At 61.6% G+C, this 13,253-nt stretch carries 10 protein-coding genes; 6 read left to right on the top strand and 4 right to left on the bottom strand.

The features are described 5' to 3' along the window. Positions 1 to 7 precede the first annotated feature (7 nt). The 3 genes from P3T40_RS30785 to P3T40_RS30775 are packed head-to-tail and all read left to right on the top strand — an operon-like array spanning position 8 to position 3,685. Complete coding sequence (locus P3T40_RS30785; RefSeq protein WP_429271479.1) at positions 8 to 2,362, top strand: DUF802 domain-containing protein; 2,355 nt, start codon at positions 8 to 10, stop codon at positions 2,360 to 2,362. Continuing rightward, positions 2,359 to 3,006, top strand: a complete 648-nt coding sequence (locus P3T40_RS30780) for an OmpA family protein (RefSeq protein ID WP_429271478.1) — start codon at positions 2,359 to 2,361, stop codon at positions 3,004 to 3,006. Before P3T40_RS30785 ends, P3T40_RS30780 begins: the two co-directional genes overlap by 4 nt. 4 nt (positions 3,007 to 3,010) lie before the next feature. Next, the gene (locus P3T40_RS30775; protein WP_429271503.1) at positions 3,011 to 3,685 is read left to right on the top strand and encodes a DUF2894 domain-containing protein; all 675 of its coding nucleotides are present in this window, start codon (positions 3,011 to 3,013) and stop codon (positions 3,683 to 3,685) included. A 109-nt stretch (positions 3,686 to 3,794) separates the two neighbouring features. On the opposite strand, the gene P3T40_RS30770 is transcribed toward P3T40_RS30775, so the two are convergent. Then, positions 3,795 to 4,763, bottom strand: a complete 969-nt coding sequence (locus tag P3T40_RS30770) for a LysR family transcriptional regulator (protein ID WP_429271477.1) — start codon at positions 4,761 to 4,763, stop codon at positions 3,795 to 3,797. A gap of 395 nt (positions 4,764 to 5,158) precedes the next feature. Here P3T40_RS30770 and P3T40_RS30765 point away from each other — a divergent pair, with 395 nt between their 5' ends. Both P3T40_RS30765 and P3T40_RS30760 read left to right on the top strand, forming a co-directional pair. Beyond that, a complete protein-coding gene (locus P3T40_RS30765) occupies positions 5,159 to 5,887 on the top strand; it encodes a response regulator transcription factor (protein WP_429271476.1) in 729 nt (242 codons plus the stop codon). Positions 5,888 to 6,439: 552 nt separating this feature from the next. Further along, complete coding sequence (locus P3T40_RS30760; RefSeq protein WP_429271475.1) at positions 6,440 to 7,561, top strand: porin; 1,122 nt, start codon at positions 6,440 to 6,442, stop codon at positions 7,559 to 7,561. A gap of 147 nt (positions 7,562 to 7,708) precedes the next feature. Here P3T40_RS30760 and P3T40_RS30755 read toward each other — a convergent pair whose 3' ends face one another. Further along, complete coding sequence (locus P3T40_RS30755) at positions 7,709 to 8,800, bottom strand: porin (protein ID WP_429271474.1); 1,092 nt, start codon at positions 8,798 to 8,800, stop codon at positions 7,709 to 7,711. Positions 8,801 to 9,453: 653 nt separating this feature from the next. Between P3T40_RS30755 and P3T40_RS30750 the strand changes: the two genes are divergently transcribed. Then, positions 9,454 to 11,121, top strand: a complete 1,668-nt coding sequence (locus P3T40_RS30750) for an ankyrin repeat domain-containing protein (protein WP_429271473.1) — start codon at positions 9,454 to 9,456, stop codon at positions 11,119 to 11,121. Positions 11,122 to 11,166: 45 nt separating this feature from the next. Here P3T40_RS30750 and P3T40_RS30745 read toward each other — a convergent pair whose 3' ends face one another. Together P3T40_RS30745 and P3T40_RS30740 are read right to left on the bottom strand one after the other, a co-directional pair. Continuing rightward, positions 11,167 to 12,627 (bottom strand): MFS transporter, encoded by a 1,461-nt coding sequence (locus tag P3T40_RS30745; RefSeq protein ID WP_429271472.1) that lies wholly within the window; start codon positions 12,625 to 12,627, stop codon positions 11,167 to 11,169. Positions 12,628 to 12,747: 120 nt separating this feature from the next. Then, positions 12,748 to 13,134, bottom strand: a complete 387-nt coding sequence (locus P3T40_RS30740) for a VOC family protein (RefSeq protein ID WP_429271502.1) — start codon at positions 13,132 to 13,134, stop codon at positions 12,748 to 12,750. Positions 13,135 to 13,253: the final 119 nt, after the last annotated feature.

Here is a 13,253-nt window from a genome sequence, read left to right as displayed (position 1 = left end):
AGACACTATGTCCAGATATCTCAATCTGTTTGTTTTCTTCGCAGGTCTGGCGGCGGTTTGCTGGATCGGCGCCGGCTACGTCAGCTCCAATCCGCTTGCGCTGGCCGTCACGATGTTGATTGGCGCCTGCTATCTGGTGGGTGCGCTCGAGTTGCAACGCTACAGTCAGGCCACCTCTACGCTGGCGCGCGCCGTCACGGACTTGTCAGAATCCCCGCGCAGCCTCGGCGCGTGGCTCGAGCCATTGGATCCCAGCTTGCGCAATGCAGTGCGGCTGCGCATCGAAGGCGAGCGCTCGGCGCTGCCGGGGCCGGCGCTCACGCCGTATCTGGTCGGCCTACTGGTGTTGCTGGGCATGCTCGGCACGCTGCTGGGCATGGTGGCGACCCTGAGGGGCACCGGGATGGCGCTGGAAAGCTCGACGGACCTGGAGGCTATCCGCGCGTCGTTGGCTGCGCCGGTTAAAGGGCTCGGGTTTGCCTTCGGCACCTCGATTGCGGGCGTGGCCGCTTCCGCCATGCTCGGGCTGCTTTCGGCGTTGTGCCGGCGCGAGCGGATCGGCGCGGGGCAGATGCTCGACGTGAAGATTGCTTCGGCGTTGCGCATTTACTCGCAGACCCATCAGCGTGAGGAAACTTTCAAGCTCCTGCAGCGACAGGCCGAGGTGATGCCCACGCTGGGCGACCGGCTGCAGGCGATGATGGCGACCATCGAGCGCCAGAGCCTCGCCATGAACGAGCAGCAGATCGCCGCCCAGAACGCTTTCCACGGCAGGACCGAGGCCGCCTACATGCGCCTTGCTGCCAACGTGGAGCAGTCGTTGAAGTCGAGCGTGGCCGACAGCGCCCGCGCCGCGAGCGTGGCGCTGAAGCCGGTCATGGAGGCCACGATGGCAGGTCTCGCACGCGAGACCGCCGCGTTGCACGACACCGTCACGCACGCCGTGCAGCGCCAACTGGACGGCCTGTCGACCGGTTTCGAAGAGACCACCACGACCGTGGCGAATATCTGGAGCCAGGCATTGGCCGGGCAGCAGCGCTCGAACGAGGCGCTCACCGAGCATCTGCGTGGCTCGCTGGACCGCTTCACCGAAACCTTCGAGCAACGCTCGGCCGGCCTGCTGGACGGCGTCTCAGCGCGTCTGGACGCCACGGCGGGCAGGGTGTCGGAAGCGTGGAGCGAGGCGCTGACGCGGCAAGAGCAGGTCAGCGAGAAGCTGGCGAGTCACAACGAGCAAGCCCTGGCGGCCGCAGCAGCGACCTTCGAGCAGCACTCGGCGTCGCTGCTGCGCACCGTCGGCAGCTCACATGCGGACTTGCAGACCGAATTGGCTTCGCGCGACCAGCAGCGGCTGGCGGCCTGGACCGAGACGCTCGGTTCGATGGCAGCCACCTTGAGCCGCGAGTGGGAGCAGGCAGGTGCACGCACCGCGAGCCGCCAGCAGGAGATGAGCGAGACGCTGGCGCAGACCGCACGCGATATCTCGGCCCAGACGCAGGCGCACGCCAGCAACACGATCGCCGAAATCGACCGGCTCGTGCAAGCGGCTTCGGAGGCTCCCAAGGCTGCGGCGAACCTGCAGGCCGAATTGGCCTCGCGCGACCAGCAGCGCCTCGCCGCCTGGACCGAGACACTCAGTTCGATGGCTGCCACGTTGAGCCGCGAGTGGGAACAGGCGGGCACGCGCACAGCGACCCGCCAGCAGGAGGTTTGCGACACGCTGGCGCAGACCGCGCGCGATATCTCGGCCCAGACCCAGGCGCACGCCAGCAATACCATCGCCGAGATCTCCCAACTCGTGCAAGCTGCCTCGGAAGCGCCGAAGGCCGCTGCCGAAGTCGTCGCCGAACTGCGCCAGAAGCTCTCGGAGAGCATGGCTCGCGACACCGCCATGCTGGAAGAGCGTAGCCGCCTGCTCGCTACGGTGGAGACCCTCCTCGATGCCGTGAACCACGCCTCCACCGAGCAGCGCTCGGCCGTCGACGCGCTGGTCACCACGACGGCGGATCTGCTCGATCGTGTCGGCACGCAGTTTTCCGACAAGGTCGAGCTCGAGACCAGCAAGCTGGGTACCGTTGCTGCACAGGTCACCGGCAGTGCGGTGGAGGTGGCGAGCCTCGGTGATGCGTTCGGCGCGGCGGTCCACGTGTTCGGCGAGTCGAATGACAAGCTGGTGACCCATCTGCAACGTATCGAAGCCGCGCTGGACAAGTCCCTCGCGCGCAGTGACGAACAGCTCGCCTATTACGTGGCGCAGGCACGGGAGGTCATCGATTTGAGCATGATGTCGCAGAAGCAGATCGTCGAAGACCTGCAGCGGCTTGCCGGCAAGCGGGCGTCCGCCGGAGTTGGGACGGCATGAGCGAGGAAATTGACGGCGGCGTGGAGACGACGGCGCCGATATGGCCCGTCTTCGCCGACCTGATGTCGGTGCTGCTAGGCGCCTTCGTGCTGATCCTGGTGGGCGTCATCGGCGTGCAACTGGAACTCTCGACCCGGCTCGATCAAGAGGTCAAGCAGCGGCAGATGGAAACGCAGCGCCGCAAGACGCTAGAGCAGGCGTTGGCGGTGCCGCTGGCAGCGGGTCGAGTGACGTTGGTGAACGGGCGCATCGGCATTAGTGGCAGCGTGTTGTTCGCGCTCAACTCCGCTCAACTGCAGCCCGAAGGCCGGGAAGTCCTGAAGAGCCTCGCTGGGCCGCTGACCGCGTATCTCCAGGCGCGTGGCGAGATCCTGATGGTGAGCGGCTTTACCGACGACCGCCAGGTGGGCGAGGCCAACCGTCGCTTTGCCGACAACTGGGAACTGTCGGCGCAGCGCGCGTTGACGGTGACGCGGGCCTTGATCGATGACGGTATTCCTGCCGCGTCGGTCTTTGCGGCCGCGTTCGGTTCGCAGCAGCCCGTGAGTTCGAATGCCGATGACCAGGGCAGGGCCAGGAACCGGCGAGTCGAACTGGCGCCGGTTCCGAGGCCGTCTACCGCAACGGCGAAGCCCGGTGAGTAGCGGCATGGGTGTCGAGAGTGATGTGACAGGCGCGGCCCGCGCGACGCTCGACGCATGGCGCGAGCGTGGCGCCGATCACATGGATCCCATGCGCTTTCATTTCATCGAGGCGCTGGACCGGCGTGCGGCCGGCCATAGCGGCGAGGCGCGACGCATCCTGGACGACCGGTTGGCTAGCCTGCTCACGGCTTATGCCGAAGATCTTGAGAAAGCTGCATTCACGTCTGACGACGTGGGCGCTGCAGACAGCGCGGCACAGCTAGGCACGCCCGCTCGCGGAGCGCTAGGCGAACTGCTTGATCATATTGCCGGCCGTGCAACGACCGCGAAGGCAGACGGCCCCGCAGCGGGTCATGTCGCGCCCCAGTCGGCCCGCTGGCCGGAACCCGAGGTGCTCGATTACTTCAGGGAAGTCTGGTCGAGGCTCAGTACGGAGAGACAGCTGCGGCAGTCGCAGCAGCAAGTGCCGGGCAATGCTGGTCCGCTCAACTCGAGCAGCCTCGTGCATCGGTCGCTCTCGCTGATGCGCGAGTTGTCGCCTGGGTATCTCCAGCAGTTTCTCTCGTACGTCGAGGCCCTGTCTTGGATGGAGCAGATGAGCTGGGGCGCGGCGTTGCCGGGTAAAGAAGTGCCTCGCGCTACGGGGGCGAAGAAGGGTACGCGCGGCACGTCGCGCTAGCGGAGTGAGCCCGGAGGCAAGCGCGGTTGCGTCGCCGTGCGCTCCGACCAGGCAGGTTGGCCCACGCTGGTGCAACGAATGCGTTCCGGCTTCGGACTGCCGGGCAGCTTCAGATCGAATACGGTTCGCGCACGAGGCTCTGGTTCTCCCCAAGCGCCAGCAATTCCCCATCCTGTTCAGCCAGCGCAAGCGGCACCTGGTCCCGCAAGAACTCGACGAACGTCTTGATCTTGGCGTCGAGGTAGCGTCGCGATGCATACATCGCATAGATGTTATTGGCCCGCAGGCGATGGCTGGGCAACACGCGAACCAGGCTGCCGTCGCGCAAGCCCGGCAGTGCCACTGCGATCGGCAAAGGCCCGATTCCCATGCCCGCGCGAATGACCTCTCCGAGTGCCTCCGCGACATTGACCGTGAGCGGTGCGGGCCGCACATGACGGAACACCGATTCCTCCACGCCCTCGAAATACCATTGCCCGAGCGGAACATCGGGCAGGATCAGTTGCAGGCAGGTGTGTTTGTTCAGGTCGGCTAGCCGGACCGGCGTGCCGTGTTTCGCCAGGTATCGCGGGGAGGCGCAGAGAATCGTATACACACTGCCAATGCGTTGCGACACCAACGCCGAATCCGCCAGTTCCCGCGCCACCACCACCGAGACGTCGAACCCTTCGTCGACGAGATCGGGCACCCGTTGCGCGAGCACGAGATCGATCACAACTTCGGGGAAGCGCTTGCGGTACCGCGCGATGAGCGGCGCCAGATGATGCTGGCCGAAACTCGTCGTTGCATGAACCCGCAACTTGCCGGAAGGCTGGGCCCCGGCCCCGGCCGCCTCGGCCTCCGCCAGATCGACTTGCGCCAGAATCTGTTCGCAGTGTTGCAGATAGCGTTCGCCGGCTTCGGTGAGCGACAGATGCCGCGTTGTTCTGTGCAGCAGTCGTGTATGCAGCCGCGACTCCAGATCGGTGATCGCGCGTGATGCCTGGGGCGTGGTCACGGACGCAAGGGACGCGGCCTTTGTGAAGCTGCCGGCCTCTACGACGCGAGCGAACATTCGCATGCTTTCCAAAGTGTCCATCGGAATCCTGACTGCAAATAGAAGGTTTGGCACAGGCCCACATCATGGCGATGGGCTTCCGGCCGTTTCCGTCACGAGGGGGACCCTGGCTGCGCATACAACTGCAATGCATTGAGCCGGTGGGCGGGTTGAACAGTTGGGCGCTCAGGCGGAGAAAGCGCCAAGGCGCTCATTCGGAGACGGCATTATTGTATCTTGATGACGATTTTCCTAATTGCTGCGATATCCGGCAAAACAGTTTTTCACGCAATGGCAATAATATCGTCTAAATGACCATGCTGCTCGTGGCCCTCGGCTTGACACCTGAATTGAATGCGCCTAAATAAATCTACGCAGCGACGTACTACGCTTCCCGCGCGTGCGGTTCATGCGAGTTTATATATGCGATTAGACCGATGAAACTGGTAACACTCGAAAATGATCCCGATAATTCGTGGTCGATGAACAATACGCTTCGACAAGCTGGTTATCACTGTCGAGGCTATTACAGTATTGATGCGTTGCTCGAAAGCCCCTGGGCCGCGGAGTCCGATCTGGCCATTATTGATAGCGATGGGCTCGACAAGGGGCTGCTCGCGTACGTTGCGCAAACGCTCTCGCCGGACCGGCCGATGCTTTTCGTCGGCAATGACGAGCGCCAGCCAGGCGGATTGCCCCGGGACGAAGACGCCTATCTCCTCAAGCCCGTGTCCGCGCGAGGGCTGGTTGCGAGCGTCAAGAGCACCCTCAGCAGGGCGTGGGACGGGTACGCGACTTCGGGGGCGACGGAGTTCGGCGGGTACGTCTTCGAGACGCACGGGCACAGCGTCCTCGTAGGCGGAAGGCGCGTCCCGCTTACCCACAAGGAGTTCCAGCTGGCCTTGCTGCTGTTCCGGAACCTCGCGAGGCCCGTTTCGCGGGTCTATCTCGCGGGTTCTGTCTGGCGTCACGATGAAAGGATCAATGCGCGCACGATGACGGCGCATATCTCCGCGATCCGCTCGAAGCTGGAGTTGCGCGCCGACGCCGATTTCGCCATTACCCCGATCTACAACTACGGTTACCGGCTCGATCCGGTCCGCCGGAACCGGACGCTGAACACAAGGCAAGCCATGCCCTTGATGCCTGCCGCAGCATCCCGCTGATCACGGCGTCCCGCGTTCGCCTACGCAAAGCGCGTTGCGTCCGAATACTCGCAGAACACGAAAATATCTATTCCTGAATTAGAAATAAAATTCGTGTGAGGGTGTTCTTTTATCCAATTGTTATCAAATTCGATAATCCTCTTTTTCGAAATCTTCGCACAATCGCCACATTGCGAAAAATTTGGTCGATTTTTACGAATGCTTACCGTGTTTCACCACTATTTAGGTATTCGGGGCGATACCCCGCATTCGGCTAGTCTGTGTTGCGGGATTGGGACATCTATTCGATTCGCGTGTGCCCAAAAGAGTGTTTTGGTAGACTCGAAATCAAAGTAGTAAACGAATCCCAAATAAATGTAGTTTCGCTCCACGCTGGGCGGAGCGCAGACAGGAGACCGGATGCGGGTGCAACGCCTGCAAATCCGTGACGAATTCTGTGTAGTCCCTCCGTGAGCGCCCGTGAATAAATTGATGCCTGCCCGCGCCGCCAGCGTCGGCAGTATCCCGCGTAGTTGGTGTTTCATTTAACAGGGTATGGAGGAGATGATGAGGTTGAAGAGGACTTTGCTTGCCGTCGCGCTGATGTCGGCCGGCGCTGTTGCACACGCTCAAAGCAGCGTGACGCTGTATGGCCGCCTGGATGCCGGTATCGAGTACATGAGCGGCTTGCCGGGCAATAACGGTACGGGTTCCACCTCGCGCTGGCGGCAGGAAAGCGGGGACTGGGGCACCAGTCTGTGGGGTTTGAAAGGGGTAGAGGACCTGGGTGGCGGAAATAAGGCCGTTTTTCAACTGGAAGGAGCGTTTAGTACTGCTACAGGCTCTCTGGGTCTATCGGGTTCGCTGTTCGACCGGATCGCAAACGTAGGCCTTGCCAATGACACCTTCGGTACGGTGCTGTTGGGTCGGCAACTGCAGATCGCCAACGGCGACTGGGACTTCGATCCGTTCGGCCAGTCCAACTGGTCGTCGGCTTCACTGGTTCGCGGCCGTAACTGGGAGCACACCAGTAACAACATTTCGTATCAGTCGCCCAAGATCGACGGCTTCGACGTATACGGTCAATATGGACTGTCGAACTCGACGGACTTCAACGCCGGCGTCCCGGGCGCAGCAACCGGCCGTACGGACGGCGCGCAAGTGACCTATACGAATTCGTTGTTCCAGGTCCGCGGCATCTACGACGAAATTCGCGACCCGCTCAATGGTCAGTTGGACAATCCGTTCACGGCATCGCGTGAGTACTTCGTCGGCGCGAACCTGTTTCTGGGGCAATTCAAGGTGCAAGCCGCTTACACGGCTGAGCGAACCTCGGGTGGTGTGATCACGCCGACAGGCTCGCCGACTGCACCGACGACGGCCGATATGGAATGGGGTGGTGTAACGTACCAGGCCACGGCGGCTGCTGCGCTGATCGCAGCGGTCTATCACGTCAATACGAACAACGGCGGCGGCAACGCGACCATCTATACGATTGGTGGCGCGTATAACCTGTCAAAGCGGACATTGTTCGATATCCAGATCGCTACGGTGCGTAATAGCTCGACGGCGAACTTCGGTCTTGATGCCAACAACGAAGGGCCTGGTGGCCTGACCGACGGCGCGTTCAATGAGAATCCGGTGCCGGGACACAGCCAGACCGGCGTGTACGCGGGTATTCAGCACTCGTTCTAACTTTGTACCGGCAGCCTGGCTGCCGATGCTTTTCACGCAGCCACGAGAGGCGCGTCTCGGCGTATTGCCATATGGCAATGCGCCGTTTTTTATGCCCGACGAGACGGCGTGAATCAAACCGTCGCCCGTCGGCCAGGACGTGTTGCGTTAGAAAATATTGCGCAGGCCGATTGCGACACCGGTCTGGTTATTACGGCCCGGGTAGTCGGCGAGGAACGCGCCGTTGCCGCGGGTGAAGTCGACCGTGCCGTACACTTCGGTGCGCTTGGACAGCGAGTATTCGGCGAGGAACGTGGCGGAGTAGTTGATACCCACGCCGAGGCCGCCGTCGAGCATGGCTGCGTTGCGGGCGTGGTCATAGTAGCCCGCCAGCGTCAACGCGAGCGGCGGCGTCACCTGCCAGGTCGAACCGACGTAGAGGCTGTCGTCGATACGGTTCGGGCTCACGCTCGGGAGCGTCGGCGCGCCGGCCTGCTGCATGTCGACATCGGCGAGGCCGGTTTGATCCTGCGAGTGCAGCCAGCCTGCGAGCACTCTCACGGTCGGGGTAAACGTGTAGACGGCGCCCACGTTCACGATGTTGAACTTCTTGCCCGAGACGTCGTTCTGCTGGAAGCCTACGTCGGCCGACAGCGGCCCCAGCGCATACGATGCGGTCAGGCCGTACATGCTGTTCTCGCCCGTGCTGCCCGGCACACCGCCGAAGCCATACATGCCCTCGACATTCAGGCCGCCGAAATGACCGTTGTATTTGACGGAGCTGTTCGTGAACAGGAACGGACCGACCGGGTTATACACCCAGCTGTCTTGCCAGAAGTCACCGACGGTCAGCGGATCGTAGGTGTTGCCCATCTGGTCGAAGAACGGAGTCTGCTGGCGACCCAAGGTAAGCGCGCCGTACTTGTCGCTCGACAGCCCAACGTAAGCATTACGCTGGAACAGCGTGTTATTGCTGTTGTCGAGCTTGCCCGACCAGAGCTGGAACTGGTTTTCCAACTTGAAGATAGCCGACAGGCCGCCGCCCAGATCTTCGCTGCCCTTCAAGCCCCAGCGGCTAGGAGTTTCAACGCCTTCGCCCATCGCGACCTGGCCGTTGTTCGCCGAATCTGCGTTCGTCAGGTAACGGACGGTCGTATCGACGAGGCCGTACAGCGTGACCGAACTCTGGGCGAACACATTGGGGGCAAACAGGATGAGTGCCGCTGCACTCGTGGCTGTCATGATGTGGGTTTTCTTCATCTGTCTCTCCATCTGTTTCTTGTAGAAGAATGGGTTTCTTTTGGATGGCGTTCGAGACACCTGCGATGGCCCTGTGGGTGAAACGGCGAGGCCGTGATCACCCACCATCGCATGCGCTTGATGCTCATTGAATTTGAGCGAATTGAATTTCAGGGCATGCCTGACTGGCTGGCGCAAGGGTCCGGGCAACTTCCTTCGAGGGAAGTTACCAATGGACATTAGTGCCTTTTTGCACGAGCGCGACATGGTCCCCTTAGTGTCTCTTTAGCCGCGGTCAGATTTTACGATAAGGATGTGCATTGCAATAAGTTCCGGTAAGGAGTGTCGTTTTTTTGACAAAAGCCTGCTGAAAATGTCCCACGTTGTTAACGAACTAGTGCGGACCATCATCATCCCCATCTTTAGCTGCGTATATTTAGCCGCGTAAATTGTTAAGACGTCCGAACGGAAACAGACCCGGATTCGTGGCGGTTTGATCGCATCCGGGTTGACGCAGTTGCGTGCCATCGCATAGCATTCCGAGTAGCGGTGCAGGCCGCTTCCGGGTCCGCGGAAAGGGTTGAACCCACCTGTTGCAGTGCGTCACATATCTCACCATCCTTTGTGCTGGCGGTATTGCGGACCTTCGGCCATTCAATGCACGAGGATTCGCAATGAAAAAGCTGCCTCCCAAGGCCAATCTCGATCATTTGAAGAAGCAGGCGAAGGAGTTGTTGCGTCTCTATCGCAACGGCAACGCAACAGCGAGCGCGCGCTTCGCCCAAAACCTTCCCGCCGCCGCGCACCGCACAGATAGTGAAGTCATGGCTCTGCAACTTCGGTTGCATGATGCGCAGTCCTGCATCGCGCGCGAATATGGCTTTTCTTCCTGGGCGGATCTCACCCTGTATGTCGAAACAAGCGCCTTCGCGCATCACGAACAGGCGGTGCTGATTCGCCGCTGGCTTGGCCTCGCCTATGGCGGCGACGTCACCGGCACCTATAACGCGGCACGGCCACGCGTCGCAGTTCAGCTTTTGCGGGAACACCTTGACCTTCTCGCGACCGACGCTTATGTCGCCTGCGCAGCGGGGCAGCTCGAGGTGGTGTCCCGGACAATCACAGCCGATCCGGATTGGATCAACCGCGCCGGGGGAGCGCTGAACCTGCCGCCGCTTGTCGCCGTGACACAGTCGAGCCTGGGACTACTGCCGGAGTTCACGGCACGGCTGCGCGAGTGCGCGCAGCATGTTCTACAGGCCGGGGCCGATCCCAATCAGCGTATCGGTAACCGGCTTCCACCGGCCTCCCTGGCATCCCCCGACGAGATGGAGCCACTGTCTGCCCTTTACGGTGCGGCTGGCGTTATCCGCGATCCGACTCTCACCGAGATGCTCCTGAAGGCCGGCGCCGATCCCAATGACGGGGAATCGCTCTATCACTCGCTGGAGAACCCGGATTGCACGCGCCTGCTGCTCCGGTACGGCGCGCGCGTTGCCGGCACGAATGCGTTACGGCGAGCGCTTGATGTGCCGGATCCGGTCGCGCTCGAACTGCTGCTGGCTCATGGCGGCGACCCTGACGAACCGGCCGGAGAGGGGCCCACGAAAGTGTGGGGGGCTCCGCTCCTCCGTGCGATCGCCGTGAGCCGATCGCCTCGCCATATTGCCGCGCTGCTTGCGGCCGGCGCCGATCCCACGGCGCGCACGCCTGCTGGCGTCAGTGCCTGGCGGCTGGCGACGCAGGTCGGTCTAACGGAGGTCGTGGAGCTCTTGCGCGCCTACGGGGTAGAGGAGAGCCTAAGCGTGGACGATGAGTTCGTGGCGGCTTGTTCCCTAGCTGACGCGATCGAGGCGCGTCGCATTCAGGCCCGCCATCCGGAGCTGCCGGGCTCGCTGCCGGAGGATCGGCTTAGGCTACTGCCCGACGCCGCAGCATGGGGATCCAGCGCTACGGTCAAGGTCATGGTCGAACTCGGCTGGCCGATCGCCGCGCGGGGAGGAGACTGGGACGCCACAGCGCTAAACCACGCGGTCTTTCGTGGCGATGCGGAGCTCACGGCCTTTTTGCTCTCTCACGGAGCAAGCTGGCGTGAGACGCAGGGCTTCGGAGACGATGTGCTCGGTACGCTGTCGTGGGCCTCGGTCAACGAGCCAACAGGGCCAAAGAACCCCGACTGGATCGGTTGTGCCCGCGCGCTTGTGGCTCATGGACTCCCCAAGGTGGAGCGGGATCCGTCAAACCCGGAACGGCTACTTGTCGAAGGTCGGCCCAAACGGTTTTCCGAGGAAGTGACGGAGGTGTTGCTGGGAGGCGCAGGCGCAAGCCGTGAATCGAGTTGATCCGTGTCATGGCTATGTCGGGCACGCCGCGGTTGCCTGCGCTCTTCACACCGGATTAATCTCGTCCTGACTACGCCGCGTGGTGCAAGGGCCCAGCACGCGCACGGTGATGGCCACCGTCAGCAATGCAGCGGCAATGATGCCGAACATTGCACCTGCGCCCTGATCGTTCAATACCGGAAGCAGGACGAATGGCAGAATGCCGCTGACGATGCGCGACAGCGAATAGGTGCTGCCGATAGCAGTGGAGCGCACGCCCGCCGGGAATATCTCAGACTGATACACATGGTATGCATTACTGAATACATTCGATGCGCAGGTAGTCAACAAGCCAAAGAAAACGATCAACGCGGAGTTGTTCGAATAGGCGAAACATAAGCCACAGGCTGCGATGGACAGGATGGATGCGATCACCAGGGTACGGCGTTCCATCCAGTTGAGAAGCGGAATCGAAAGCAGAGAGCCGACTGGGTAACCCAGAAACGATAGCGCAATAAACAAGGTTCCGTCGGTGACATCGTATCCGCGGCTTTTCACTACCGTGCTGGCTAATGTGCCAAAGCCGTAGTAACCGAATCCCTGCAGCAGGTGGAAGATGGTCAGCATCAGGTAGCGCTTGCCGTAGGGTGAGCGGCACAGCAAGCCTACGCGCTCGCTCAACGTAATCGGGTGCTGCGTGTTCGGCGCTTCAGGGAGGATGCCCGAAATGGTCACTCCCGCGCTTGCGGCGAACCGCCGAAGCATGGCGTGCGCCTCCTGAACGCGTCCTTGCGCCAGAAGCCAGCGCGGGCTTTCGGGCAGTTTATGCTGCACGATCAGAACCAATACGGCACCCAGGCTGCCGATGGCCAGAATAACCCGCCAGCCCGCCACTGCGCCGAAGTGCATCGGATTGAGCCACACTGCGAGAAATCCCACCAGCGGCACAGCAACATATGACGTGGTGTAGGCCCACGCGGCCAACCGGCCTCTGCGTTCCTTGGGCAGGATCTCGGACAGGAAGCTATCGGCGACGGGGTAAATCGCACCCACGCCGATGCCTGTCAGCACACGGCAGATCACCAGCATCTCGGCGTTCACGGAGAACGCGCCGGCCAATGAAAAGGCGCTGTACCAGACCAGGTTGAACAGGAATGCCTTGCGCCGGCCAATCCGGTCGGCCATGCTGCCCAGACAAAGGGAACCGAAAAACATGCCGATGAAAGCTGATGCTAGCAGGAGCTTAAAGTCGGTGCTGTGCCTGTCGATACCGTATTCGCCCTGCAGCGCCGTGCCGATAGAGCTGACGAGGAAGATCTCGTACATGTCGAAGAACAGGCCGATGCCGATCACCAGCACGACAAATCGATGCAGCGAGCCCACCGGCATGTTGTCCATCCAGCCGCCCACCGTCAGCGCATCGGAGTTCGGCGAGGGTGCCGCATCGAGTGCTGCGCCGGGGGCGGACGCAGGGGAAGCGGACTGGGCGCTCGCTCCGCGGCCCAGGTCCAGATTGTTGGCGCTCATGGCGTCTCCTTGATTTATCGGGTCATGCTGTTATGCCGCCCACGGTCTTATGCCTGGTGCGGTGCTGGCTGTGCAATCAATCGATCAGCCTGGCGACTTCAGTTGAATCGAAATGGCGACTCAGTTCAAAAGCTCTGAAATTTCGATCAGGTTGAGATCAGGGTCTCGCACGTACACCGAGCGGATTTTCTGCGTGGCACCGGTTCGTTCGACCGGTCCCTCGATGATTGGCCACTCCACCTGGTTCAGATGCTTGATCACGTCGTCGAGCGGAACCGAGGCAATGAAACACAAGTCGAGTGCGCCAGGCACAGGGACGTGCGCCTTGGGTTCGAATTCGGATCCCCGGACGTGGAGGTTGATCTTCTGGTTGCCGAACCGGAACGCCAGCCGGCCGGCGCCGAACGTCTCAAGCTCCATTTGCATGACCTTTGTGTAGAAATGCCGGGTCGCGTCGGGGTCGACGCAAGTCAGGACTAGATGATCAAGGTGGTCAATCAATGGCATTGCAAACTCCCTGTTGAACGAAAGCACGCTGTTCCGGAAGACCGCGTCTTGGCTTTCATCCTGCTGCATTTCAAGGGGCGTGATAATCGATGGATTCTCAAGCAGGGTTTCCTGCCAGG

Origin of the sequence: Paraburkholderia sp. EB58 (assembly GCF_050436665.1) — a bacterium.
Taxonomy (GTDB): domain Bacteria; phylum Pseudomonadota; class Gammaproteobacteria; order Burkholderiales; family Burkholderiaceae; genus Paraburkholderia.
Note: the sequence above shows the minus strand (reverse complement) of the source record. Positions and strands in the feature narration are given on the sequence as shown.

Bases quoted from the DNA above. Each gene is read 5' to 3' on its own strand.
- P3T40_RS30785 (WP_429271479.1), top strand. From the start codon at position 8: ATGTCCAGATATCTCAATCTGTTTGTTTTCTTCGCAGGTCTGGCGGCG.
- P3T40_RS30780 (WP_429271478.1), top strand. From the start codon at position 2,359: ATGAGCGAGGAAATTGACGGCGGCGTGGAGACGACGGCGCCGATATGG.
- P3T40_RS30775 (WP_429271503.1), top strand. From the start codon at position 3,011: ATGGGTGTCGAGAGTGATGTGACAGGCGCGGCCCGCGCGACGCTCGAC.
- P3T40_RS30770 (WP_429271477.1), bottom strand. From the start codon at position 4,763: ATGGACACTTTGGAAAGCATGCGAATGTTCGCTCGCGTCGTAGAGGCC.
- P3T40_RS30765 (WP_429271476.1), top strand. From the start codon at position 5,159: ATGAAACTGGTAACACTCGAAAATGATCCCGATAATTCGTGGTCGATG.
- P3T40_RS30755 (WP_429271474.1), bottom strand. From the start codon at position 8,800: ATGAAGAAAACCCACATCATGACAGCCACGAGTGCAGCGGCACTCATC.
- P3T40_RS30750 (WP_429271473.1), top strand. From the start codon at position 9,454: ATGAAAAAGCTGCCTCCCAAGGCCAATCTCGATCATTTGAAGAAGCAG.
- P3T40_RS30745 (WP_429271472.1), bottom strand. From the start codon at position 12,627: ATGAGCGCCAACAATCTGGACCTGGGCCGCGGAGCGAGCGCCCAGTCC.
- P3T40_RS30740 (WP_429271502.1), bottom strand. From the start codon at position 13,134: ATGCCATTGATTGACCACCTTGATCATCTAGTCCTGACTTGCGTCGAC.